Origin of the sequence: Flavobacterium sp. YO64 (assembly GCF_004119505.1) — a bacterium.
GTDB lineage: Bacteria > Bacteroidota > Bacteroidia > Flavobacteriales > Flavobacteriaceae > Flavobacterium > Flavobacterium oncorhynchi.
In genome coordinates this window covers 167,074-187,882 of the sequence record NZ_NRQV01000001.1, presented here as the reverse complement: position 1 = coordinate 187,882, position 20,809 = coordinate 167,074, and the positions used below count along the sequence as shown (strand labels likewise).

Genomic DNA, 20,809 nt, shown 5'->3' with positions numbered 1-20,809 from the left:
ACTTTTACTAACTTAAGAAAATATAAGTCATGCAAAATAAACTAATTCTGGCGCTTGATCAAGGAACAACTTCTTCTAGAGCTATAGTCTTTAATCATGGAGGAGAAATTGTAAGTATTTCGCAAAAAACTTTTAAGCAAATTTTTCCAAAACCCGGATGGGTTGAACATAACCCAAACGAAATTTGGTCTTCCCAAATTAGTGTAGCCGCAGAAGTAATTGCTAAAGTAGGAATTTCAGGCAGAGAAATAGCGGCAATTGGCATCACCAATCAGCGAGAAACCACTATTGTTTGGGACAGGGAAACCAGTGAACCTGTTTACAATGCTATTGTTTGGCAAGATCGCAGAACTGCAAAATATTGTGACAAACTAAAAGCACAAGGACATGCCGAAATGATTCAGACAAAAACCGGATTACTTCTGGATGCCTATTTTTCTGGAACTAAAGTAAAATGGATTTTAGATAACGTTCCAGGAGCACGAAAAAAAGCGGAAGAAGGAAAACTTTGTTTTGGAACTGTAGACACTTGGCTTATATGGAAATTAACCCGAAGTAAATTATTTATGACGGATGTTTCTAATGCCAGCAGAACTTTACTATTCAATATACACACTTTAGAATGGGACGATGAGTTATTAGAACTTTTTGATATACCAAGAGCTATGCTGCCTGAAGTAAAAGAAAGCAGTACCATTTATGGAGAGACCTCTACTACCCTATTTTCAACAAAAATTCCTATTGCCGGCGTTGCAGGAGATCAACAAGCAGCACTTTTTGGTCAGTTGTGTACAACTTCAGGAATGATAAAGAATACTTATGGAACAGGCTGTTTTGTGTTAATGAACACGGGGACAAAGCCTATTCGTTCCACAAACCATTTACTGACTACTGTTGCCTGGAAAATTAACGGCAAAACAACCTATGCTTTAGAAGGAAGTGTTTTTGTTGGAGGTGCAGCTGTACAATGGTTAAGAGATGGTGCAAAAATGATTAATACATCCGAAGAAATAGAAACTCTGGCAGCCAGTGTTCCTGATAACGGAGGTGTTTATTTTGTTCCAGCACTAACTGGTTTAGGAGCTCCGCATTGGGATCAATACGCTAGAGGTGCAATTTTTGGAATAACAAGAGGAACTACCAGTGCACATATTGCCCGAGCTACTTTAGAAGGAATTGCTTATCAAGTTAATGATTTACTAAAAGCTATGGAAGCAGATTATGGAGGAAAAGGAAAAGAATTAAGAGTCGATGGCGGTGCAGCAACCAATAATTTACTAATGCAATTTCAGTCAGACATTTATGGAAAAACCGTTACAAGACCAAAAACACTCGAAACTACAGCTTTGGGTGCCGCATATTTAGCTGGACTTGCCGTAGGATACTGGTCAAGCTTAGACGATCTAAAAGAACAATGGTCAATCGATCGGGTATTTTCTCCACAAATGCCAAAACCAGAAGTGAATAAATTGGTAAAAAACTGGAATAAGGCCATTGGACGTGCATCAGACTGGATTGAAGAATAAAATTAAAAAACAAAAATATGACTCCTTTTACAGCAGAAATTCTAGGCACAATGTTAATGATTTTACTAGGAAACGGCGTTGTTGCAAACGTTGTACTTAAAGACACAAAAGGAAATAATTCCGGCTGGATTGTTATCACCACCGCCTGGGCATTTGCTGTTTTTGTAGGGGTAACTGTTGCCGGACCAATTAGCGGCGCGCATTTAAATCCTATTGTTACGCTCGGTTTGGCTCTTATTGGCAAATTTAATTGGAATTTAGTCCCTTCTTATGTTCTGGCTCAAATGATTGGCGCAATGTCAGGAGCCTTTTTAGTCTGGTTATCTCATAAAGATCATTTTGCAGTAACAGAAGATGAAGGAACAAAACTCGCCTGTTTCTCGACAGCGCCAGCGATCAAAAATAATGTATCCAACTTAATCAGTGAGATAATTGCCACTTTCGTTTTAATTTTTACAATATTTTATATTGCAGGACCAAGTTTAAAAATTGCAGCCGATTCTAATGCCGCAATTGGTTTAGGAACAATTGGAGCACTTCCTGTAGCAATATTGGTATGGGTAATCGGCCTTTCTTTGGGAGGAACTACGGGTTACGCCATAAATCCGGCAAGAGATTTAGGCCCAAGAATTATGCACACTATATTACCTATAAAAGGAAGCAGCAATTGGGGATACGCCTGGATTCCAATTGTAGGACCAATAATTGGATCTAGTTTAGCTGTTGCTTTATACCTGTTTCTAAATTAATCATTCCTTTTAATTTAAACTCCTTCACACTTTGATATTCAAACCCGACAGGTTTAATTCCGAGGCTTCGGGACTGTTGGGTTTACTTTACATCACAACTTAAAAACTCTAAAAAATTAATCTTACCTCTTACCTTTAATTTTAAACAATCGTTAAATATCAATATAGCAACATTTTAAATTAAAATTTTACTCTATTTTTATACTAATTATATCGAGTTTGTGGACTTGTTATTTCGTTTTAATTCAATTAACAAAAAATTAACACAACATTTGTATATACAACTATTAAAAGTTATACATTTGTATATACAAATTATACACTTACGACTATGACAATTGAAGAGGTTATTAAGAGTACAGTTAAGATGGATAATGCGAAAAAAGTTATTCTGAATATCATGTACACACAGAATGTGATTCAGGATCATTTCAACGAGTTGATAAAACCGTATGATTTATCTGGAGAGCAATATAATGTGTTACGTATACTAAGAGGACAAAAAGGAAATCCTGCTAATATGTGTGTCATACAAGAACGCATGCTGGCAAAAACAAGTAACACAACACGATTAGTTGACAAATTACTGCTAAAGGAATTTGTTACTCGAAATGTCTGTCCGAACAATAGACGAAAAATTGAAGTTTCAATTACGCAGAAAGGATTAGACGTTTTAAAAGAATTAGATCCGAAAGTAGATGAGCACGAACGCGCATTTGCCGAGAATATAAATCCTGAAGAATTAGAATTATTAAATCAATTATTAGAAAAATACAGAACTCAACAAAATTAATATTATGAGCACATTATTAGACAATTTGAACTGGAGATATGCAACAAAAAAGTTTGATGCTACCAAAAAAATAGCTCCAGCAGATTTAAATACATTAAAAGAAGCTGTTAGATTAGCTGCTTCTTCATACGGATTACAACCTTTTAAAGTTGTACTTGTAGAAAACCCAGAAATTAGAGAAAAATTAAAAGCTGCGGCTTGGGGACAAACTCAAATCACAGATGCTTCTCATTTATTTGTTTTTGCAAATGACTTAAATGCAGGACCAGAATCTGTAGCTGCTTACATTAAAAACATCAGCGAAACAAGAGGTCTTCCAACTGAAGCTTTAGGCGGATTTGCAGATATGATGAACGGAGTGATCTCGAACTTATCTCAAGAGGCTAAAAACATCTGGACTTCAAAACAAACTTATATCGCCTTAGGAACTTTATTGGCTGCTGCTGCTGAATTAAAAATCGACGCAACACCAATGGAAGGTTTCAATCCAGCGCAATTCAATGAAATTTTAGGTTTCGATAAACTAGGTTTAAATGCTGCTGTTATCGCAACTGTAGGTTACAGACATGATGAGGACGAAGCTCAACATTACAAAAAAGTTAGAAAATCTCAAGAAGAGTTATTTATCACTATATAATTATTATTAATCCAAAATCAATTTTAACAACATGAAAAATTTAAAAACAATTGCAATAGCATTATTCGTAGCAGCGGCTAGTATTTCAGTAAATGCTCAAACTAAAAAAATCGATGTAAAAGCATCTACTATCAAATGGGTAGGTAAAAAAGTAACTGGAGAGCACTCTGGAACAGTAAACTTTAAAGAAGGAGCTGTAGTTTTCAAAGGAAAAAAATTAACTGGAGGAAGCTTTACAGTTGATATGACTTCATTAACTGCAACTGACTTAACTGGAGAATACCAAGGAAAATTAAACGGTCACTTGAAAGCTGACGATTTCTTTGGAACTGATAAATTCCCAACTGCAAAATTAGTTTTCAAAACTATCGGAGCTAAAGCAACTGACGTTTATACTGTAACTGCAGACTTAACTATTAAAGGAATTACTAAACCAGTAACTTTTGATATCACTGTAAAAGGAAACACTGCAACAACTGCATTTAAAGTTGACAGAACTAAATACGATATCAAATACAACTCTGGTAACTTCTTCGAAAACTTAGGAGACAAAACTATCAATGATGATTTCGAATTAGCTGTAGCTTTAAAATTCTAATTTAAGCCTTACTAATTCATCTATAAGAAAAACCCTAACAGATTGATTTTGTTAGGGTTTTATATTTTTAACTTTTCAAAAACATAACGTTCTTAATACTAGAATAACGCTTTCATAATAACTACAGCCGTTTTAATTAACATTCGGCTTCTACTTTTGAGCATCTTAAAAATCAAAAACTAGAAATCAAAATCGTAGTTATGAAAACAAAAATACATATTGTACTTTTTACGCTTCTAAACGCTTTTCTTCTTCAAGCGCAACAACAGCCAAAAGGAATTATTGGCAGCTCAAACTGGATGAACAACTGGACTAACTTTAAGCCAGCGAATACAGAATATAATGAAGCTACCAATATTATTGCAGGAAATATTGACAAGGACACCAAATTAGTAAAACGCAATACTTATCAATTAGTTGGAGTTGTTTATGTTACAAATAATGCCACTTTAACAATCGAACCTGGAACCGTTATTCGAGGAGATGATAAAACCTGCGGTACACTTGTAGTAACAAATGGAGCCAAAATTATGGCCGAAGGTCTTGAAACGGATCCTATCGTTTTTACATCAAACAAAGAAATTTCAGAAAGACGTCCAGGCGACTGGGGCGGAATTATCATTCTGGGTAAAGCACCAATAAATACGCTTGGCGGTGTTCACATTCTTCCTTTCAATTTAGAACCTATGTTAAATCACTATGGCGGTTCTGATGCCGAGGATAACTCTGGAATTTTAAAATATGTGCGTATCGAATATTCTGGTCGTAAATTAAGTGCTTTAAAAGAACTAAACGGACTTTCATTGGCTGGAGTTGGGCGAAAAACTACTTTAAGCAATATACAAATCAGCTATTCAAATGATGATTCTTTTGAATGTTATGGAGGTGATTTGAATCTAAACAATCTTATTTCTTATCGAACTACTGATGATGATTTTGATTTTACGCAAGGTGCACAAATCAACATTAATAACAGTATCGCAATTCGTCATCCGTTTTCATCAGACATTTCAGGATCAAGATGTTTTGAAGTTGATTCCTATGATAAAGTTGAAAATACCGATATGACAAAAAAGATGACAAAAATAAACGCAAACAATATTACCTTAGTCAATCTCGAAGAAAACAATCAAGGTTTAGTAAGAGAATCTATTTATGTGAGAGAAAATACGTTTTTCAATTTAAACAACAGTATTGTTTCTGGCTTCTCTCCTTTTGTTTTATTAGAAGGAAATATTGGAAACGGCGAAGTAAATTTGTCTAAACTAACATTTAAAAATCTAATTGTAAACAATTGCACGGGTGGAATTACAAGCGAATCTTCTGCCAGTAATTCGATAATTCAAAACTATTATAATACTGCTCAATTTAACATAGAATACACAAAATCTAAAAATACAGAGCTTTTTATGCTTCCAAATATTAAAAGTAATCCAGATTTTAGAGCAAACGTAAACAACACGCTGGCTATTGGAAATTAAGGTATTAAACAGGATTTGTATTTTAAAATTTAACAAATTTCTAAATTTAGAAAAGTTTTTTTTGAATTTTTATGTATTCTAATCCAAATTACATTTATATCTTTGTGACATCAAAATAAGAAAATGAAAACAATAATGAACAATACTTGGTGGTGGAAGAATTTACGTCAAACGTCGTGAACGAAGCTTCCTATGGTACTGTAAAACTATAAATATAAAAGGCTTGTCATCACGACAAGCCTTTTTTTTTGATAAAAACTTAAGCAAAAAACGAAATTAAAAACTATAAAACAACATACTTTGAAACCATTTATACTCAATACACATTATAAACAAATTCTGGCTGACACGATTACGCCGGTTAGTATTTATTTTAAAATAAGAGACAAATTCCCAAATAGTTTATTACTTGAAAGTAGTGATTATCACGGAAATGACAACAGTTTCTCTTACATCTGCTGCAACCCAATTGCAACAATTAAAATTGAAAACGAAATCATTTCAAAAACTTTTCCTGACGGGACAACAGAACAAATCTCTATTGATGCGACAACTAATATTCCAGAAGTAATTCAGGAGTTTTCAAGTCAATTTAAATCAGAAAAAAATGATTTTAAATTTATCAATAACGGTCTTTTTGGATATATTTCTTATGATGCTGTTCGTTATTTTGAGAAAGTTTCGATTGCAAAAAAAGACGATGCAACTGTAATTCCAGATGTTTTTTATGCCGTTTATCAAAATATAATTGCCATCAATCACTTTAAAAATGAAGCTTATATATTCTGCCACAGTGTTGATGGAAGAAATAACATTTCAGAAATTGAGCAATTGCTTCAATCTAGAAATATTGCTTCTTATAAATTTACTAAAGAAGGTGAAGGTTTCTCAAACTTAACCGATGAAGAATTTAAACATAATGTCGCTTTAGCTAAAAAACATTGTTTCCGCGGAGACGTTTTTCAATTGGTTTTATCACGTCGTTTTACACAAGGTTTTAAAGGTGATGAATTCAATGTTTATAGAGCCTTAAGAAGTATTAATCCATCTCCTTATTTATTCTTTTTTGATTATGGAGATTTCAAAATATTTGGCTCCTCACCAGAAGCACAAATTATCGTAAAAAACAGAAAAGCTGAAATTCATCCAATTGCAGGAACTTTTAAAAGAACTGGAAATGACGAGCGCGATGCACTTTTAGCCAAAGAACTTTCTGAAGATAAAAAAGAAAACAGCGAACACGTAATGTTAGTTGACTTGGCAAGAAACGATTTAAGCCGCAATGGTCATGATGTAAATGTAGAGAAGTACAGAGAAGTTCAGTTTTTCTCACACGTAATTCACTTGGTTTCAAAAGTTACTGGACATTTACATGACAAAGCTACTACAATGCAGGTTGTTGCTGATACTTTTCCTGCAGGAACTTTGAGCGGAGCACCAAAACACAGAGCGATGCAATTAATTGAAGATTACGAAAAAACCAACCGTAATTTTTATGGAGGCGCAATTGGCTTCATGGATTTTGAAGGCAATTTTAATCATGCCATTATGATTAGAACTTTCCTTAGCAAAAACCATCAATTGCATTGTCAGGCTGGCGCTGGAATTGTCGCTAGTTCTGACGAAGAAAGCGAAATGCAGGAAGTTTACAACAAACTAAGAGCTTTAAACACCGCTTTGGAGATGGCAGAGAAAATATAGCTCACAATACGTTTCCCGAGGTTGAAACCTCGGGCTATGTTTGAAAAACGATCATACAAAAGCTAAGTAAATATAGCCAGCGGTTTCAACCGCTGGAGACAAAGATTGACAAAACCATAAACTATAAACCATAAACAAAAAAACTATGAAAAAATTAATTCCATTTGCTGTTGCAGTTTTATTATTTACATCTTGTGAAACGAAAAAAGAATCAAATGCGATTCCGATAGCAGGAACTTGGCGTCTTATATCAGCAGAAACAACTGAAAAAGATTCTACGTTTTCTACTTTCAATTCAAAAACAAAAATGATTAAAATTATAAATGATACCCATTTTGCTTTTTTCAATCATGATTTAAATAATGGAAAAGACAGTACCGCACTATTTTTTGGCGGCGGCGGAAAGTACACCTTAAAAGACAGTACTTACACTGAAAACTTGGAATTTTTTAATAATAGAGAATGGGAAAACAACAAATTTGAATTTACAGTAAAAATCAAAAATGACACGTTGATTCAAAAAGGAATTGAAAAAGTAGAAAAATTAGGCGTTGATCGAATTATAGTCGAAAAATACGTTCGAGAAAAATAAGAAAATTTAGTTTCAAGTTTTCTTTGTTTCAAGTTTCAAGATAGTGAAACTTAGAACCTCAGAACCTTAGCAACTTAGAACCTCAAAAAAAATGAAAAAAATATTAGTTATAGACAATTACGATAGTTTCACTTATAATTTAGTGCACTATTTGGAAGATTTAAACTGCGAAGTAACCGTTTACAGAAATGATGAATTCGAAATTGAAGAAATCGCATCTTTTGATAAAATTTTACTTTCGCCGGGACCTGGAATTCCCGATGAAGCAGGTTTATTAAAAGCTGTAATTGAAAAATACGCGCCTGCAAAAAGCATTTTAGGCGTTTGCTTAGGGCAACAAGCAATTGGAGAAGTTTTTGGCGGAACACTTTCAAACCTTGACAAAGTATATCATGGTGTGGCTACAAATGTAAAAACAGTAGTTTCAGATGAAATTTTATTTGAAGGCTTAGGAAATGAATTTGAAGTTGGAAGATACCATTCATGGGTTGTTGACAGCAATCTGCCAGAAGTTCTTGAAGCTACTTCTATTGACGAAAATGGACAAATTATGTCGTTACGTCACAAAAAATTTGATGTAAGAGGCGTTCAGTTTCACCCAGAAAGCGTGCTGACACCAAAAGGTAAAAGGATTTTAGAGAATTGGATAAATAGTTAATTTTTTGTTTCATGTTTAAAGTTTCAAGTTAATGGAAGGTGAAACCTAAAACTTGAAACCAATAAAAACAAAAACTTAGCATCTCAGAACCTTAGCAACTTAGAATCTTAAAAAAAATGAAAACTATATTAAACAAATTAATCAATCACGAAGTGCTTACTAAAGAAGAAGCAAAAACCGTATTGATTAACATTTCAAGCGGTCAATACAATCCAAGTCAGATTTCGGCATTTTTGACCGTATTTATGATGCGAAGCATAACAATCGATGAACTTTCGGGTTTTCGTGAAGCTTTATTAGACTTGTGTATTCGCGTTGATTTATCGGCATACAATACCATCGATTTATGCGGAACGGGCGGTGACGGAAAAGACACTTTTAATATTTCGACTTTAGCTTCATTTGTTTCGGCAGGAGCTGGAATTAAAGTTGCCAAACATGGAAATTATGGTGTTTCATCAATTTCAGGATCAAGCAACGTAATGGAAAAAATGGGAATTAAATTTAGCAACGATCCTTCATTTTTAGAAAAATGCATCGATAAAGCTGGAATTTGTGTTTTGCATGCTCCCCTATTTCACCCAGCAATGAAAAATGTTGGACCAATTAGAAAAGAATTGGCCGTAAAAACATTCTTTAATATGTTAGGACCGATGGTAAATCCGTCATTCCCGCAAAATCAATTAGTTGGTGTTTTCAATTTAGAATTAGCTAGAATGTATGCCTATTTATATCAAAATACCAATGTGAATTTCACGATTTTACATTCGCTTGACGGCTACGACGAAATTTCTTTGACTGGCCCGACAAAAATTATAACAAGTCATATGGAAGGAATGTTGAATCCACAAGATTTTAACGTTCGCCTTTTATCACAAACCGAAATCGAGGGCGGAAAAACCATCGAAGAATCAGCCGAAATTTTCACGAATATTATTTCAGGAAAAGGAAACGAAGCTCAAAATAATGTGGTTTGTGCCAATGCTGCAATGGCAATTTCAACTGTTACAAAATGTTCTCCGCAAGAAGGATTTGAATTAGCAAAAGAAAGTTTATTGTCTGGAAAAGGGTTAACAGCATTAAAGACTTTACAAGAATTAAGCAAATAAGAAACAAACACAAATTTCACAAATTAGCACTAATAAAATTTACGCCTTTGTGACTTCGTGGCAAAACAACAACAATGAATATTTTAGATAAAATCATAATAGACAAAAAACGAGAAGTTATTCTGAAGAAATCAATTATTCCGGTTTCTCAATTGGAAGCTTCAGTATTTTTTGGAAAACAGACAATTTCTCTTAGACAAAAATTAAAAGAAAGCAATTCTGGAATTATTGCAGAACACAAACGTCGTTCTCCATCAAAATCAATTATAAATCAAAGCTTTACTGTCGAAGAAGTAGTTAAAGGATACGAAAACGCAGGAGCTTGTGGAATTTCTGTTTTAACAGACGGAAAATATTTTGGAGGTTCACTTGACGACTTACTTTTAGCAAGAGCGAGTGTGAATATTCCGCTTTTGCGAAAAGAATTTATTGTTGACGAATACCAAATTCTTGAAGCAAAAGCTCACGGAGCTGATTTGATTTTATTAATCGCGGCAGTTTTGACAAGAGAAGAAATAAAATCGCTGTCTGAATTTGCAAAAAAACTAGGATTAGAAGTTTTATTAGAAGTTCATAATCAGGAAGAATTAGAAAAATCGATCATGCCTAGTTTAGATATGATTGGCGTAAACAACAGAAATCTAAAAACATTCGAAGTAAGCTTAGATTTTAGCAAACAACTGGCATCGCAAATTCCTGATGATTTTGTAAAAGTTTCTGAAAGCGGAATTTCGTCAATCGAAGCCATTCAGGAATTAAAGCCTTACGGATATAAAGGTTTCTTAATTGGGGAAAACTTCATGAAAACTGACAACGCTGGAAAAGCGGCAACTGAATTTATTAATGAGCTAAACGTTTAAAAGTTTGCCACGAATTACACTAATTAGATTCTTACTTATTCGTGAAATTCGTGGCAAAAAATCAACACAAAGCTTTGCGAACTTTTTCGCATTTTAAACATAATAATAAAACTTAGCGCCCTTTGCGGTTAAAAAACACAACGAAATGAAACTCAAAATATGCGGTATGAAATACCCCGAAAACATTCTAGAAGTTGGAGCGCTCCTGCCCGATTATATGGGATTTATTTTCTGGGAAAAGTCCGCACGATATTTTAACGGAACCATTCCTGAGCTAATAAAAACAGTCAAAAAAGTGGGTGTTTTTGTCAATCAAAGTCAGGAAGAAATTCTAGAAAAAGTAAGAACATATAATTTACAAGCCGTTCAGTTACATGGAAATGAATCAATTGATTTTTTATCAGAACTGAAAAAACAACTGCCAAAAGAAATCGAAATCATAAAAGTATTTTCAGCTGATGAAAACTTCGATTTTGAAGTTATAAAACCTTTTGAAGCTGTCGCTGACTATTTTCTATTTGACACAAAAGGCAGACTTCCAGGCGGAAACGGAACAACATTCGACTGGACAATATTAAAAAAATATAATTCGGACAAGCCATTCTTTTTGAGCGGCGGAATCGGGATTAACGAATTAAAAGCCATCGAAGAAATTTCAAAAACAAATTTACCTATTTACGCTGTCGATGTAAATAGTAAATTTGAAATCGAACCGGGGCTTAAAAACAAAAATCTATTTAGCAATTTCAAACGAAAATTTGATGTTGCCAACTTTTAAAATTGGAATAAAATGAATTTTAACGTTAACGAAAAAGGATATTACGGAGAATTTGGCGGAGCTTATATTCCAGAAATGCTATATCCAAATGTAGAGGAATTACGCCAAAACTACTTAAAAATTACAAGTGAACCAGGTTTTAAAGCTGAGTTTGATAAACTTTTAAAAGATTATGTTGGCCGTCCTAGTCCGCTTTATTTTGCAAATCGTTTATCTGAAAAATACAACACCAAAATTTACTTAAAAAGAGAAGACTTAAATCATACTGGCGCTCATAAAGTAAATAATACGATTGGACAGATATTAGTTGCCAGACGTTTAGGCAAAAAAAGAATTATTGCCGAAACGGGAGCTGGTCAGCATGGAGTTGCAACAGCAACAGTTTGTGCTTTAATGGGAATGGAATGTATTGTTTACATGGGCGAAATAGACATCGCACGTCAAGCTCCAAACGTAGCTCGTATGAAAATGTTAGGCGCAGAAGTCCGTCCGGCACTTTCGGGTTCAAGAACTTTAAAAGATGCTACAAACGAAGCTATTCGTGATTGGATCAATAATCCGGTTGACACACATTATATTATTGGTTCAGCCATTGGACCTCATCCTTATCCAGATATGGTGACGCGTTTTCAAAGTGTAATTTCTGAGGAAATAAAATGGCAGTTAAAAGAAAAAGAAGGACGTGAAAATCCTGATTATGTAGTAGCTTGTATTGGCGGAGGAAGTAATGCAGCAGGAACATATTATCACTTTTTGCATGAACCAGAAGTAGGTATTATTGCCGTTGAAGCAGCCGGAAAAGGTGTTGACAGCGGTCACAGTGCTGCAACTAGTAAATTAGGAAAAGTGGGGGTTATTCATGGCTGTAAAACGCTTTTAATGCAAACTCCAGACGGACAAATTACGGAACCGTATTCTATTTCTGCAGGTTTAGATTATCCTGGCGTTGGCCCAATGCACGCACATCTAGCACAAACCGGACGCGGAGAATTTTTCTCTGTTACTGATGATGATGCTATGAATGCAGGTTTACAGCTGACAAAATTAGAAGGAATCATTCCTGCGATTGAAAGTGCGCATGCCTTTGCAGTTTTAGATCAAAAGAAATTTAAACCTACAGATATTGTAGTAATCAGTCTTTCAGGCCGCGGCGATAAAGATTTAGATAATTATATTGATTATTTTAAATTGTAATAAAAATCGTAATTTGGAGCGTTTTCCGAAACAACGGATTAAAACATATTTAACGCAGACAAGCAACGAGAAAAATAATAATTATGGAACAGTTATTCTCTTACGGAACATTACGTTCAAAAGAAATTCAGATGCGAGTTTTTAGAAAACTATTAACTGGCACTCCCGATCAGCTAAATGGCTACAAATTAAAAAGTCTCAAAATTGAAGAAGAATTTGGAATGGCAGATTATGTTGTCGCAATAGCAAGTGAAAGTCTTTCAGATGTTATTCATGGCGTTGTTTTTAATGTTACTCTGGCAGATTTAGCTAAAGTAGATTTATTTGAATCGAATGCTTACAAAAGGGTTAAAGTAACATTGAACTCTGGAATTTCTGCTTGGGTTTATACAGAAAACTAACAGTTGTAAAAACAGAAAATGATTCTAGCAGCTGCACAAACAAAACCAACTCAAGGAAATATTGATACTAATTTACAGGATCATTATCGCCTTATTGAAATGGCAGTTCAAAATGGAGCGCAATTAATCACTTTTCCCGAAATCTCGATTACTGGTAATGAAAGAGAAAAATGAAAATGATAACTGGACAAGCAAGATTGTAAAAATTTAAAACATATGCCGCAGATTACACAAATTTGAAAAGATTTTTTGCACGCTGATTTAGCAGATTAAATCAATTTAAATCTGCCTGAAATAATTTCAAAATAACCAGCAAAAATCTTTTATCCCGATTGCTTGCTATCTGGAGCGGCAGAAAAAACTAAAGATACCTAATAGGTTTTGAAAACCTTTTAGAATAAAACATAAAAAACAATGAACAGAATAACACAAAAATTACAAGAAGATAAAAAGATCCTTTCGATCTATTTTTCTGCTGGATATCCGAGCTTAAATGATACCGTGCAGATTATTCAGGATTTAGAAAAAAACGGCGTTGACTTAATCGAAATTGGGCTTCCGTTTAGCGATCCTTTAGCAGACGGACCAACGATTCAGGCAAGTTCGACACAAGCACTGCATAACGGAATGACAACTCAAATTCTTTTCGATCAGCTGCAAAACATCCGCGAAAGCGTAAAAATCCCGTTAATTATTATGGGATATTTTAATCCGATGTTACAATACGGCGTTGAAGCTTTTTGCAAAAAATGTGCTGAAATTGGAATTGACGGATTAATTATTCCGGATTTACCTGTTGATGTTTATGCTGATGAATACAAAGCAATTTTCGAAAAATACGGATTGCTTAACGTATTCTTGATTACACCACAAACTTCGGAAGAACGCATTCGCTTTATCGACAGCCTTTCAAACGGATTTATCTACATGGTGAGTTCTGCGAGTGTGACAGGATCTCAAACTGGTTTTGGAAATGTTCAGGAAAGTTATTTTGAAAGAATTGCAAACATGAATTTAAAAAACCCGCAAATCGTAGGTTTTGGAATTTCGAATAAAGAAACTTTCAATCAAGCTACTAAATATGCAAAAGGTGCTATCATTGGAAGTGCTTTTATCAAACATTTGAGTGAAAATGGAAGTGGGAAAATTACAGAGTTTGTTGGAGAGATTCGATAATTAGATTTTAAAAAATTAATGAAATATTTTAAAAGTTTCTTATTTATAATAGCTCTCTTTTTAAATATGAGTTGTGATTTCAGTTGGAAAGTTTCAGAACTTTTTGTTCAAAAAATTGAAAATTCCTCTAAAGTTATTTATAAATATGACGCTTGGGGAGGACGCGATTCATACAAATTTGGATATGCTATTCTAGATTCAACCGATGTATTTGATATTAATAATGTTGAATCATTACCTTTTCAATATTTTGAAAATATCCCGACAAAACAAAATATTTCTGGTGTTATCCCCGAAGAACTTGATGATCAAATAACTCCTAACAAAATCTTTATACCTTTAAAAGTTAAGGATAGTGAAGACAAAGGAATTAAAATTAGAGCTAAGATTTTTCAAAATGAAGGTTTTTCACTTAGAAATCAAGGTTACAAACAATATCAATTTGAGACATTTAAAGAATCTCGAGACAGTATTTTCTTTTATAATTTAAACGACATTAAGAGTTTAGAACCTGAACATTTGGATATTTTAAAATTCAAAAAGACAAATATTTTCATTAGGACTAAAACCTCAAATATTGTTTCTACCATATCAATTGAAGATTTAAAACTATCTCAAAAAAATGAAATTATTTCTAATATCCGATATGATCTAACACCTAAAAACAAAACTAAAATTGGATCATTTTCTAATACAGGGATTTTCAAACAAGTAAAGCTACCTAAAGATTAATTAAAATAGTAAGCCTGAAAAAAATAGAGTTTTCAGGCTTTTTTATTTTAACTAATTAAAGTCGATTTAACATAAATTACCGAAAACATTTTATGTTAATATTGTGTTAAAATAAAATTAAACAAGTGTTTAATTTAAACAAGTGTTTAATTTTGCATTCGATTAGAAACAACATCATGTCACACATCGAACTAAACGATAAAAAAATTCAGATTCTAAACGTTGCCGAAAGGTTGTTTTCTGAAAAAGGATTTGAGGGGACGTCAATACGGGATATTTCGAAAGAAGCAAAAATCAACATTGCAATGATTTCGTATTATTTTGGCTCCAAGGAAAGATTACTGGAATCTTTAATTATTTACAAAACTTCGGATTTAAAATTACAACTCGAAAATTTATTACAAGAAAATCTGGAACCGATTGAAAAAGTCAATAAATTAATCGAAATTTACATTAACAGAATCAGTTGTAACAAAGGGATTTTCAGAGTTTTACATTTTGAAATTAACGCAAAAAAAAGAGAAAAAAGTTTTATTGCATTTACAGAATTAAAAAAAGGGAATCTAAAATCTGTTGAGAGTATTATTACTCAAGGTCAGGAAAAAGGTGTTTTTAGAAAAGATGTAATCATTCCGCTAATTACGCCAACTATCATAGGAACGTATTTTCACTTTCATATGAATAAACCTTTCTTCGTAGAGTTACTGAACTTAAACACCGAAGCATTGTACAATGATTACATTAAAACCAGTCTCACAAAGCACATTCAACAAACTATAAAAGCGCTACTTGTTTATGAAAATTAGTCAATTAATGCTCTTTGGAGTATTCTTTATCGGAATATCTTCAATAGAAGCACAAGAAAAAACAAGTTTAACCTTAGACGAAGCCGTAAAAATGGCTTGGGAAAAAAGCAACGAAGTTACGCTTGCCAATACTAAGGTAAACACAAAAAAACACGAGCTTACAGCCGTAAAAAACAATCAATATCCTGATTTAAAAGTTTCTGGTCAATATCAGCGTCTTACAAAAGCATCTATTGAAATGCCTAATCAGGATAAAAGTGCTTCTTTAGCATCTCCTGATCGTGCAATGCTTGGAATGGCAAATTTGAGTTTACCTATTTTTGCAGGATTCAAAATTCAAAGCAGTATTGATGCTTACGATAACTTGTATGAAGCGGAAACTGCCAATGCAGCAAAAACTAAAGAAGATGTTGCATTAAGAGTAATCACGTATTACACGGCATTATACAAAGCTCAAAAAACACTTGATGTTTTAAATGAGAATCAAAAAAGTGCTAAACAGCGTGTTACTGATTTTATAGAATTGGAGAAAAACGGAATTATTCCGAGAAACGATTTGTTGAAAGCACAGTTATTAGTTTCAAAAACACAGTTATCTATTGATGAAGCTACAAACAACTTAAACAACATCAATTTTTATCTGACTACTTTATTGAAATTAGCTCCTGAAACAAAACTTCAAGTTAATGAAGATGATTTCTTTAATTTAAAAACAAACAATGCACCAACATCTGATGCAATTGCTTTGGAGAGCAGAAAAGATCTTGAGGCTGTTCGCTTACAGCAAAAAGCTTCTGAAGCAAGTATTAAAGTAGCAAAAGCTGGATATTATCCTTCTATTTCTTTACTTGGAGGTTACACTGCTTTTGATCTTAAAGATATAGTAACGGTAAAATATGCTATGAACTTTGGTTTAGGTTTATCGTATGATTTATCGGGGATCTTAAAAAACAGCGCACACGTTAAAGAAGCTGAAAGCAGAGCTCTAGAAGTAAAAAACACTGAAGCTATTATGACTGATCGTATTAAGGTTGAAGTTCAAAAATCTATCGAAGATTATGATTTAGCCATTAATCAAAGTGTAGTTTATAATGAAGCATTACAGCAGGCTGCTGAAAATTACAGACTTGTAAAAGATAAGTTCGACAATGGTTTGGCTGATACTAATGATTTGGTTGAAGCCGATGTTGAACAACTAAGCGCCAAAATAAATACTGCTGTTTCTAAAGCGGCAATTATTCAAAAATATTACGAATTACTTTCAGTATCAGGACAATTATCACAATCATTCAATCTTTCTAAAATATAATCGACAGCTCTCATGGAAAAGAAAAAGACAAATAAAAAATTCATCATCATACTAACCGTATTGGTTTTAGTGGGCGGAACGTATGGAATATCAAAATATATTCACTCACAAGCTCACGAAGAAACAGATGATGCTCAAATCGAGAAAAAAATGAACCCGATTATTCCGAGAGTTTCAGGATATATCAGTAAAGTTTATGTGAAAGATAATGATTATGTGAAAAAAGGAGATACTTTATTTACTATCGATAAGAGAGACTATCAATTAAAAATTGACGAAGCAAACGCTGCTTTGTTAGGAGCTGAAGGACAATACGAAGCTGCAAAAGCTGATATTGGAAGTGCATATGCAAGTATTTCTGTTTCTGATGCCAACATGAAATCGGCAAGCGGTTCTATTGAAAGTGCGAAAATTAGATTGAGACAACTTACAAACGATTATAACCGTTATAATAATTTGTATAAAACACATACTATTACAAAACAACAATATGAGCAAGCTTTGACTGCAAAAGAAGAAGCAGAAAATCAAGTACGTGTTTTACAACAACAACAAAGAGCAAGTTCTTACCAAAAATCGGTAATTGAATCAAAATCTAAAGCTTCTGATAAACAAACAGAAGTTGCTGCTGCAAACATCAAAAAAGCAAAAACGATGCTTGATGTTGCTCACTTAAACCTTTCTTATACAGTAGTTACTGCAGCAATTGACGGTCAAGTTTCAAAAGTTGATATTCAGCCGGGACAATTGGTACAACCTGGACAATCCTTGTTTTACATTATCAATAATAACGAAGCTTGGGTTGTAGCAAACTTTAAAGAAACACAATTAAACAAAATGATTGTAGGTCAAAAAGTAAGTTTAAAAGTTGATGCTTACCCTAACTATGAGTTTAAAGGTACAGTAACTTCATTCTCTCCTGCGACAGGATCTCGTTTTTCATTATTACCTCCTGATAATGCTACAGGAAACTTCGTAAAAACAATTCAGAGATTACCAGTAAAAATTAGTTTAGATGAATCAAACGATCCTGAAAAAGTAAAACTTTTAAGACCAGGAATGAATGTTGACGTAGACGTACATTTAAAATAAAACATGGCAGGAGCAGTACAAGCAGACGACGATTTAGTAGAATACGGTTATAGACGTGTTATCATTACGATTACGGCAGTACTTTGTGCACTGTTGGAAATTGTTGATACGACGATTGTAAACGTAGCGCTGACAGACATGCGCGGAAGTCTTGGTGCTACCTTGACTGATGTGGCATGGGTAATTACAGCATACGCAATTGCGAATGTTATTGTAATACCGATGACAAGCTGGCTATCACAGCAATTTGGAAGACGTAATTATTTTGTGGCTTCCATTATAATATTTACGGTCTGTTCTTTTTTGTGTGGTAATGCCACCAATATTTGGGAACTTGTAGCCTTCCGATTCGTACAAGGTATGGGTGGAGGAGCATTACTAGTAACAGCCCAAACGATTATTACCGAAAGTTACCCAGTTGCAAAACGCGGAATGGCACAAGCTATTTACGGAATGGGTGTAATTGTTGGTCCTACTCTTGGACCGCCTTTGGGAGGTTATTTGGTAGATAATTATTCTTGGCCGTATATTTTCTATATCAATATTCCATTAGGGATTATCGCGACTATTTTGGCTTTAACTTTTGTGAGAAGTCCGAAATATGGCGAAAAATTGAAAGCTAATCAGGTTGACTGGTGGGGAATTATTTTGTTGAGTGCCTTTATTGGTTCTTTACAATTCGTACTAGAACACGGACAGCAAGACGATTGGTTTAACGATCCACTTATTGTAACTTTAAGTGTTGTTACAGTTCTTGGATTAATATTATTTATTTGGAGAGAGCTAACCTATAAATATCCAATCGTAAACTTAAGTGTTTTAAAAGATGGGAATTTAAGAATTGGAACTGTAATGTGTTTTATTCTTGGTTTCGGTTTATACGGATCAACTTTAATTATCCCAATTTACACGCAGTCAATTTTAGGATGGACAGCTACTGATGCAGGATTATTATTAATTCCAGGATCTATTACCACAGCGCTAATGATGCCATTTGTGGGTAATATGATTCAGAAAGGTGTACCGCAAGGTTATATGGTGGGAGTTGGATTCTTTATTTTCTTCTTGTTTACCTTTATGATGTACAGCCGTATGACTCCAGACACAGGTGTTGAACATATGTACTGGCCTTTAATCTTAAGAGGAATTGGTTTAGGATTACTTTTCGTTCCTATTACAACACTTTCACTTTCGACTTTAAAAGGAAAACAAATTGGTGAAGGAGCTGCATTTACTGGAATGATGCGTCAGTTAGGCGGATCTTTTGGTATTGCAATTATTACCACTTTCATCACGCGATTCAGTCAAACACACAGAGTAGATCTAATTAACAACTTAGATCCTGCAAAATATGATGTGCAGCAACGTATTGCAGGAATGCAGCACGCTTTTATGGCAAAAGGATACAGCGCAGATGTTGCCTTAAAGAAAGCTTATCAAGCTATAGAATATTCAGTAATGAAACAAAGTACCGTAATGGCTTACATGGATATCTTCTTGTATCTTGGAATCATGTTTTTATGTTGCATACCGATTATTCTCTTTATCAAAAAAGGGAAGAACAAAATTAGTGCAGCCGACGCAATGCATTAATAATAATAATTTTATAATACGCAGAAACGCCGAATTCATCATTTAGAATTCGGCGTTTGTTTTTTTAATTTAACCGCAAAGTACGCAAAGAATTTATTTCAAAGAGATGATAAAACGCGAAGTTCGCAAAGCTTTGTGTTCTTTGCGGTTAAAAACTTAGACTCTTAGTTACTTAGAACCTAAGCACCTTAAGAAAAACTACCTTGTAAAAACCAAGTGATTCCCTTTAGAAAGATTAGCATCAAACTGATATCCTTCATAATTAAATCCTTTCAAGTCCTCGATAGTTTCAGCATTGGTGTCAATTATATAACGCACCATCATACCTCTTGCCTTTTTTGCAAAGAAACTGATCATTTTTAATTTTCCATCTTTATAATCTTTAAAGTCTGGTGTAATTACAGGAACTTTCAACGCTTTTACATCAACTGCAGAGAAGTATTCATTACTCGCTAAATTCACGAACAACTCGTCTTTTTTCAATTCTTTATTTAAAGCTTTTGTAACCACAGGTTTCCAAAACTCATGAAGGTTTTTATATTCACCAACCGGCATTTTTGTTCCCATTTCTAAACGATATGCCTGCATTAAATCAAGAGGTTTTAAAAGTCCGTAAAGTCCAGATAAGATTCTTAATTTATCTTGAAGCACCTCAAGTTTTTCTAATGGAATTGTATAAGCGTCTAAACCTGTGTAAACATCTCCGTCAAAAGTATAAACTGCCGGACGTGCATTTTCAGGCGTAAAAGGCGTTTTCCATTCTTGATTTCGTTTCCAGTTTAAATCGGCAAGTTTGCTTGAAATTGACATTAACTCAGACAATTCAGCCGGCTTTTTTTGTTTTACAACTTTATGAACCACTCTTGCTTCTTTTAAAAATGATGGTTCTGTATATTGAGATGTTGGTAATTCTTTTTCGAAATTCAGTGATTTCGCTGGAGATATAACAATTTTCATGTGAGCTTTTTTGTATGATTCAAAAATACAAATTGAAATTTTAAAAATTAGAAATTGTAATTGATTT

Annotated in this window: 22 protein-coding genes; 21 read left to right on the top strand and 1 reads right to left on the bottom strand. The window is 33.7% G+C overall.

The annotated features are described in order from the left end of the window. Positions 1-29 precede the first annotated feature (29 nt). The 21 genes from glpK to BOW57_RS00810 all read left to right on the top strand — a co-directional run bounded on the left by glpK (position 30) and on the right by BOW57_RS00810 (position 19,785). Positions 30-1,526: a glycerol kinase GlpK gene (gene glpK, locus BOW57_RS00910; protein ID WP_089053007.1), complete on the top strand. Its 1,497-nt coding sequence runs from the start codon at positions 30-32 to the stop codon at positions 1,524-1,526. Between the two features lie 17 nt (positions 1,527-1,543). Continuing rightward, positions 1,544-2,275, top strand: coding sequence for an MIP/aquaporin family protein (locus BOW57_RS00905; protein ID WP_129052707.1), 732 nt, complete (start codon positions 1,544-1,546; stop codon positions 2,273-2,275). Positions 2,276-2,606: 331 nt separating this feature from the next. Continuing rightward, the gene (locus BOW57_RS00900; RefSeq protein WP_089053005.1) at positions 2,607-3,068 is read left to right on the top strand and encodes a MarR family winged helix-turn-helix transcriptional regulator; all 462 of its coding nucleotides are present in this window, start codon (positions 2,607-2,609) and stop codon (positions 3,066-3,068) included. A gap of 4 nt (positions 3,069-3,072) precedes the next feature. Beyond that, entirely contained in the window at positions 3,073-3,705 is a 633-nt protein-coding gene (locus tag BOW57_RS00895) for an NAD(P)H-dependent oxidoreductase (protein ID WP_089053004.1), read from the top strand. 31 nt (positions 3,706-3,736) lie between these two features. Next, positions 3,737-4,303 (top strand): YceI family protein, encoded by a 567-nt coding sequence (locus tag BOW57_RS00890; RefSeq protein ID WP_089053003.1) that lies wholly within the window; start codon positions 3,737-3,739, stop codon positions 4,301-4,303. 200 nt (positions 4,304-4,503) lie between these two features. Then, positions 4,504-5,784, top strand: a complete 1,281-nt coding sequence (locus BOW57_RS00885) for a hypothetical protein (RefSeq protein ID WP_129052706.1) — start codon at positions 4,504-4,506, stop codon at positions 5,782-5,784. 300 nt (positions 5,785-6,084) lie between these two features. After that, the gene (locus BOW57_RS00880; RefSeq protein WP_089053001.1) at positions 6,085-7,485 is read left to right on the top strand and encodes an anthranilate synthase component I family protein; all 1,401 of its coding nucleotides are present in this window, start codon (positions 6,085-6,087) and stop codon (positions 7,483-7,485) included. 145 nt (positions 7,486-7,630) lie between these two features. Next, a complete protein-coding gene (locus BOW57_RS00875) occupies positions 7,631-8,077 on the top strand; it encodes a hypothetical protein (RefSeq protein WP_129052705.1) in 447 nt (148 codons plus the stop codon). A gap of 91 nt (positions 8,078-8,168) precedes the next feature. Beyond that, complete coding sequence (locus BOW57_RS00870) at positions 8,169-8,735, top strand: aminodeoxychorismate/anthranilate synthase component II (RefSeq protein ID WP_129052704.1); 567 nt, start codon at positions 8,169-8,171, stop codon at positions 8,733-8,735. Positions 8,736-8,851: 116 nt separating this feature from the next. Continuing rightward, on the top strand, positions 8,852-9,844 hold the full coding sequence (trpD, locus tag BOW57_RS00865; protein WP_129052703.1) for an anthranilate phosphoribosyltransferase: 993 nt from the start codon (positions 8,852-8,854) through the stop codon (positions 9,842-9,844). Positions 9,845-9,918: 74 nt separating this feature from the next. Then, positions 9,919-10,704: an indole-3-glycerol phosphate synthase TrpC gene (trpC, locus tag BOW57_RS00860; RefSeq protein WP_129052702.1), complete on the top strand. Its 786-nt coding sequence runs from the start codon at positions 9,919-9,921 to the stop codon at positions 10,702-10,704. Positions 10,705-10,849: 145 nt separating this feature from the next. Then, positions 10,850-11,482 carry a phosphoribosylanthranilate isomerase gene (locus BOW57_RS00855; RefSeq protein ID WP_129052701.1) on the top strand — a complete coding sequence of 211 codons (633 nt, stop codon included), beginning with the start codon at positions 10,850-10,852 and terminating at the stop codon, positions 11,480-11,482. Positions 11,483-11,494: 12 nt separating this feature from the next. Further along, a complete protein-coding gene (trpB, locus tag BOW57_RS00850) occupies positions 11,495-12,676 on the top strand; it encodes a tryptophan synthase subunit beta (protein ID WP_089056181.1) in 1,182 nt (393 codons plus the stop codon). A gap of 83 nt (positions 12,677-12,759) precedes the next feature. Beyond that, the gene (locus BOW57_RS00845; protein ID WP_089052994.1) at positions 12,760-13,077 is read left to right on the top strand and encodes a gamma-glutamylcyclotransferase family protein; all 318 of its coding nucleotides are present in this window, start codon (positions 12,760-12,762) and stop codon (positions 13,075-13,077) included. An 18-nt stretch (positions 13,078-13,095) separates the two neighbouring features. Beyond that, positions 13,096-13,251, top strand: coding sequence for a nitrilase-related carbon-nitrogen hydrolase (locus tag BOW57_RS00840; protein WP_241687357.1), 156 nt, complete (start codon positions 13,096-13,098; stop codon positions 13,249-13,251). A 240-nt stretch (positions 13,252-13,491) separates the two neighbouring features. Next, positions 13,492-14,253: a tryptophan synthase subunit alpha gene (trpA, locus tag BOW57_RS00835; RefSeq protein ID WP_129052700.1), complete on the top strand. Its 762-nt coding sequence runs from the start codon at positions 13,492-13,494 to the stop codon at positions 14,251-14,253. 18 nt (positions 14,254-14,271) lie between these two features. Further along, complete coding sequence (locus BOW57_RS00830; RefSeq protein WP_129052699.1) at positions 14,272-14,985, top strand: hypothetical protein; 714 nt, start codon at positions 14,272-14,274, stop codon at positions 14,983-14,985. Between the two features lie 176 nt (positions 14,986-15,161). After that, positions 15,162-15,791, top strand: a complete 630-nt coding sequence (locus BOW57_RS00825) for a TetR/AcrR family transcriptional regulator (RefSeq protein WP_089052992.1) — start codon at positions 15,162-15,164, stop codon at positions 15,789-15,791. Then, positions 15,781-17,100 (top strand): TolC family protein, encoded by a 1,320-nt coding sequence (locus BOW57_RS00820; RefSeq protein WP_129052698.1) that lies wholly within the window; start codon positions 15,781-15,783, stop codon positions 17,098-17,100. Before BOW57_RS00825 ends, BOW57_RS00820 begins: the two co-directional genes overlap by 11 nt. 12 nt (positions 17,101-17,112) lie before the next feature. Continuing rightward, positions 17,113-18,192 carry an HlyD family secretion protein gene (locus BOW57_RS00815; protein WP_089052990.1) on the top strand — a complete coding sequence of 360 codons (1,080 nt, stop codon included), beginning with the start codon at positions 17,113-17,115 and terminating at the stop codon, positions 18,190-18,192. 3 nt (positions 18,193-18,195) lie between these two features. Continuing rightward, a complete protein-coding gene (locus BOW57_RS00810; RefSeq protein ID WP_129052697.1) occupies positions 18,196-19,785 on the top strand; it encodes an MDR family MFS transporter in 1,590 nt (529 codons plus the stop codon). Positions 19,786-19,983: 198 nt separating this feature from the next. Here BOW57_RS00810 and yaaA read toward each other — a convergent pair whose 3' ends face one another. Further along, complete coding sequence (yaaA, locus tag BOW57_RS00805; RefSeq protein WP_129052696.1) at positions 19,984-20,742, bottom strand: peroxide stress protein YaaA; 759 nt, start codon at positions 20,740-20,742, stop codon at positions 19,984-19,986. Positions 20,743-20,809: the final 67 nt, after the last annotated feature.

Bases quoted from the DNA above. Each gene is read 5' to 3' on its own strand.
- trpC (WP_129052702.1), top strand. From the start codon at position 9,919: ATGAATATTTTAGATAAAATCATAATAGACAAAAAACGAGAAGTTATT.
- BOW57_RS00905 (WP_129052707.1), top strand. From the start codon at position 1,544: ATGACTCCTTTTACAGCAGAAATTCTAGGCACAATGTTAATGATTTTA.
- BOW57_RS00870 (WP_129052704.1), top strand. From the start codon at position 8,169: ATGAAAAAAATATTAGTTATAGACAATTACGATAGTTTCACTTATAAT.
- BOW57_RS00830 (WP_129052699.1), top strand. From the start codon at position 14,272: ATGAAATATTTTAAAAGTTTCTTATTTATAATAGCTCTCTTTTTAAAT.
- BOW57_RS00885 (WP_129052706.1), top strand. From the start codon at position 4,504: ATGAAAACAAAAATACATATTGTACTTTTTACGCTTCTAAACGCTTTT.
- BOW57_RS00875 (WP_129052705.1), top strand. From the start codon at position 7,631: ATGAAAAAATTAATTCCATTTGCTGTTGCAGTTTTATTATTTACATCT.
- trpA (WP_129052700.1), top strand. From the start codon at position 13,492: ATGAACAGAATAACACAAAAATTACAAGAAGATAAAAAGATCCTTTCG.
- yaaA (WP_129052696.1), bottom strand. From the start codon at position 20,742: ATGAAAATTGTTATATCTCCAGCGAAATCACTGAATTTCGAAAAAGAA.
- glpK (WP_089053007.1), top strand. From the start codon at position 30: ATGCAAAATAAACTAATTCTGGCGCTTGATCAAGGAACAACTTCTTCT.
- trpB (WP_089056181.1), top strand. From the start codon at position 11,495: ATGAATTTTAACGTTAACGAAAAAGGATATTACGGAGAATTTGGCGGA.
- BOW57_RS00815 (WP_089052990.1), top strand. From the start codon at position 17,113: ATGGAAAAGAAAAAGACAAATAAAAAATTCATCATCATACTAACCGTA.
- BOW57_RS00810 (WP_129052697.1), top strand. From the start codon at position 18,196: ATGGCAGGAGCAGTACAAGCAGACGACGATTTAGTAGAATACGGTTAT.
- BOW57_RS00840 (WP_241687357.1), top strand. From the start codon at position 13,096: ATGATTCTAGCAGCTGCACAAACAAAACCAACTCAAGGAAATATTGAT.
- BOW57_RS00855 (WP_129052701.1), top strand. From the start codon at position 10,850: ATGAAACTCAAAATATGCGGTATGAAATACCCCGAAAACATTCTAGAA.
- BOW57_RS00900 (WP_089053005.1), top strand. From the start codon at position 2,607: ATGACAATTGAAGAGGTTATTAAGAGTACAGTTAAGATGGATAATGCG.
- BOW57_RS00825 (WP_089052992.1), top strand. From the start codon at position 15,162: ATGTCACACATCGAACTAAACGATAAAAAAATTCAGATTCTAAACGTT.
- trpD (WP_129052703.1), top strand. From the start codon at position 8,852: ATGAAAACTATATTAAACAAATTAATCAATCACGAAGTGCTTACTAAA.
- BOW57_RS00890 (WP_089053003.1), top strand. From the start codon at position 3,737: ATGAAAAATTTAAAAACAATTGCAATAGCATTATTCGTAGCAGCGGCT.
- BOW57_RS00820 (WP_129052698.1), top strand. From the start codon at position 15,781: ATGAAAATTAGTCAATTAATGCTCTTTGGAGTATTCTTTATCGGAATA.
- BOW57_RS00895 (WP_089053004.1), top strand. From the start codon at position 3,073: ATGAGCACATTATTAGACAATTTGAACTGGAGATATGCAACAAAAAAG.
- BOW57_RS00845 (WP_089052994.1), top strand. From the start codon at position 12,760: ATGGAACAGTTATTCTCTTACGGAACATTACGTTCAAAAGAAATTCAG.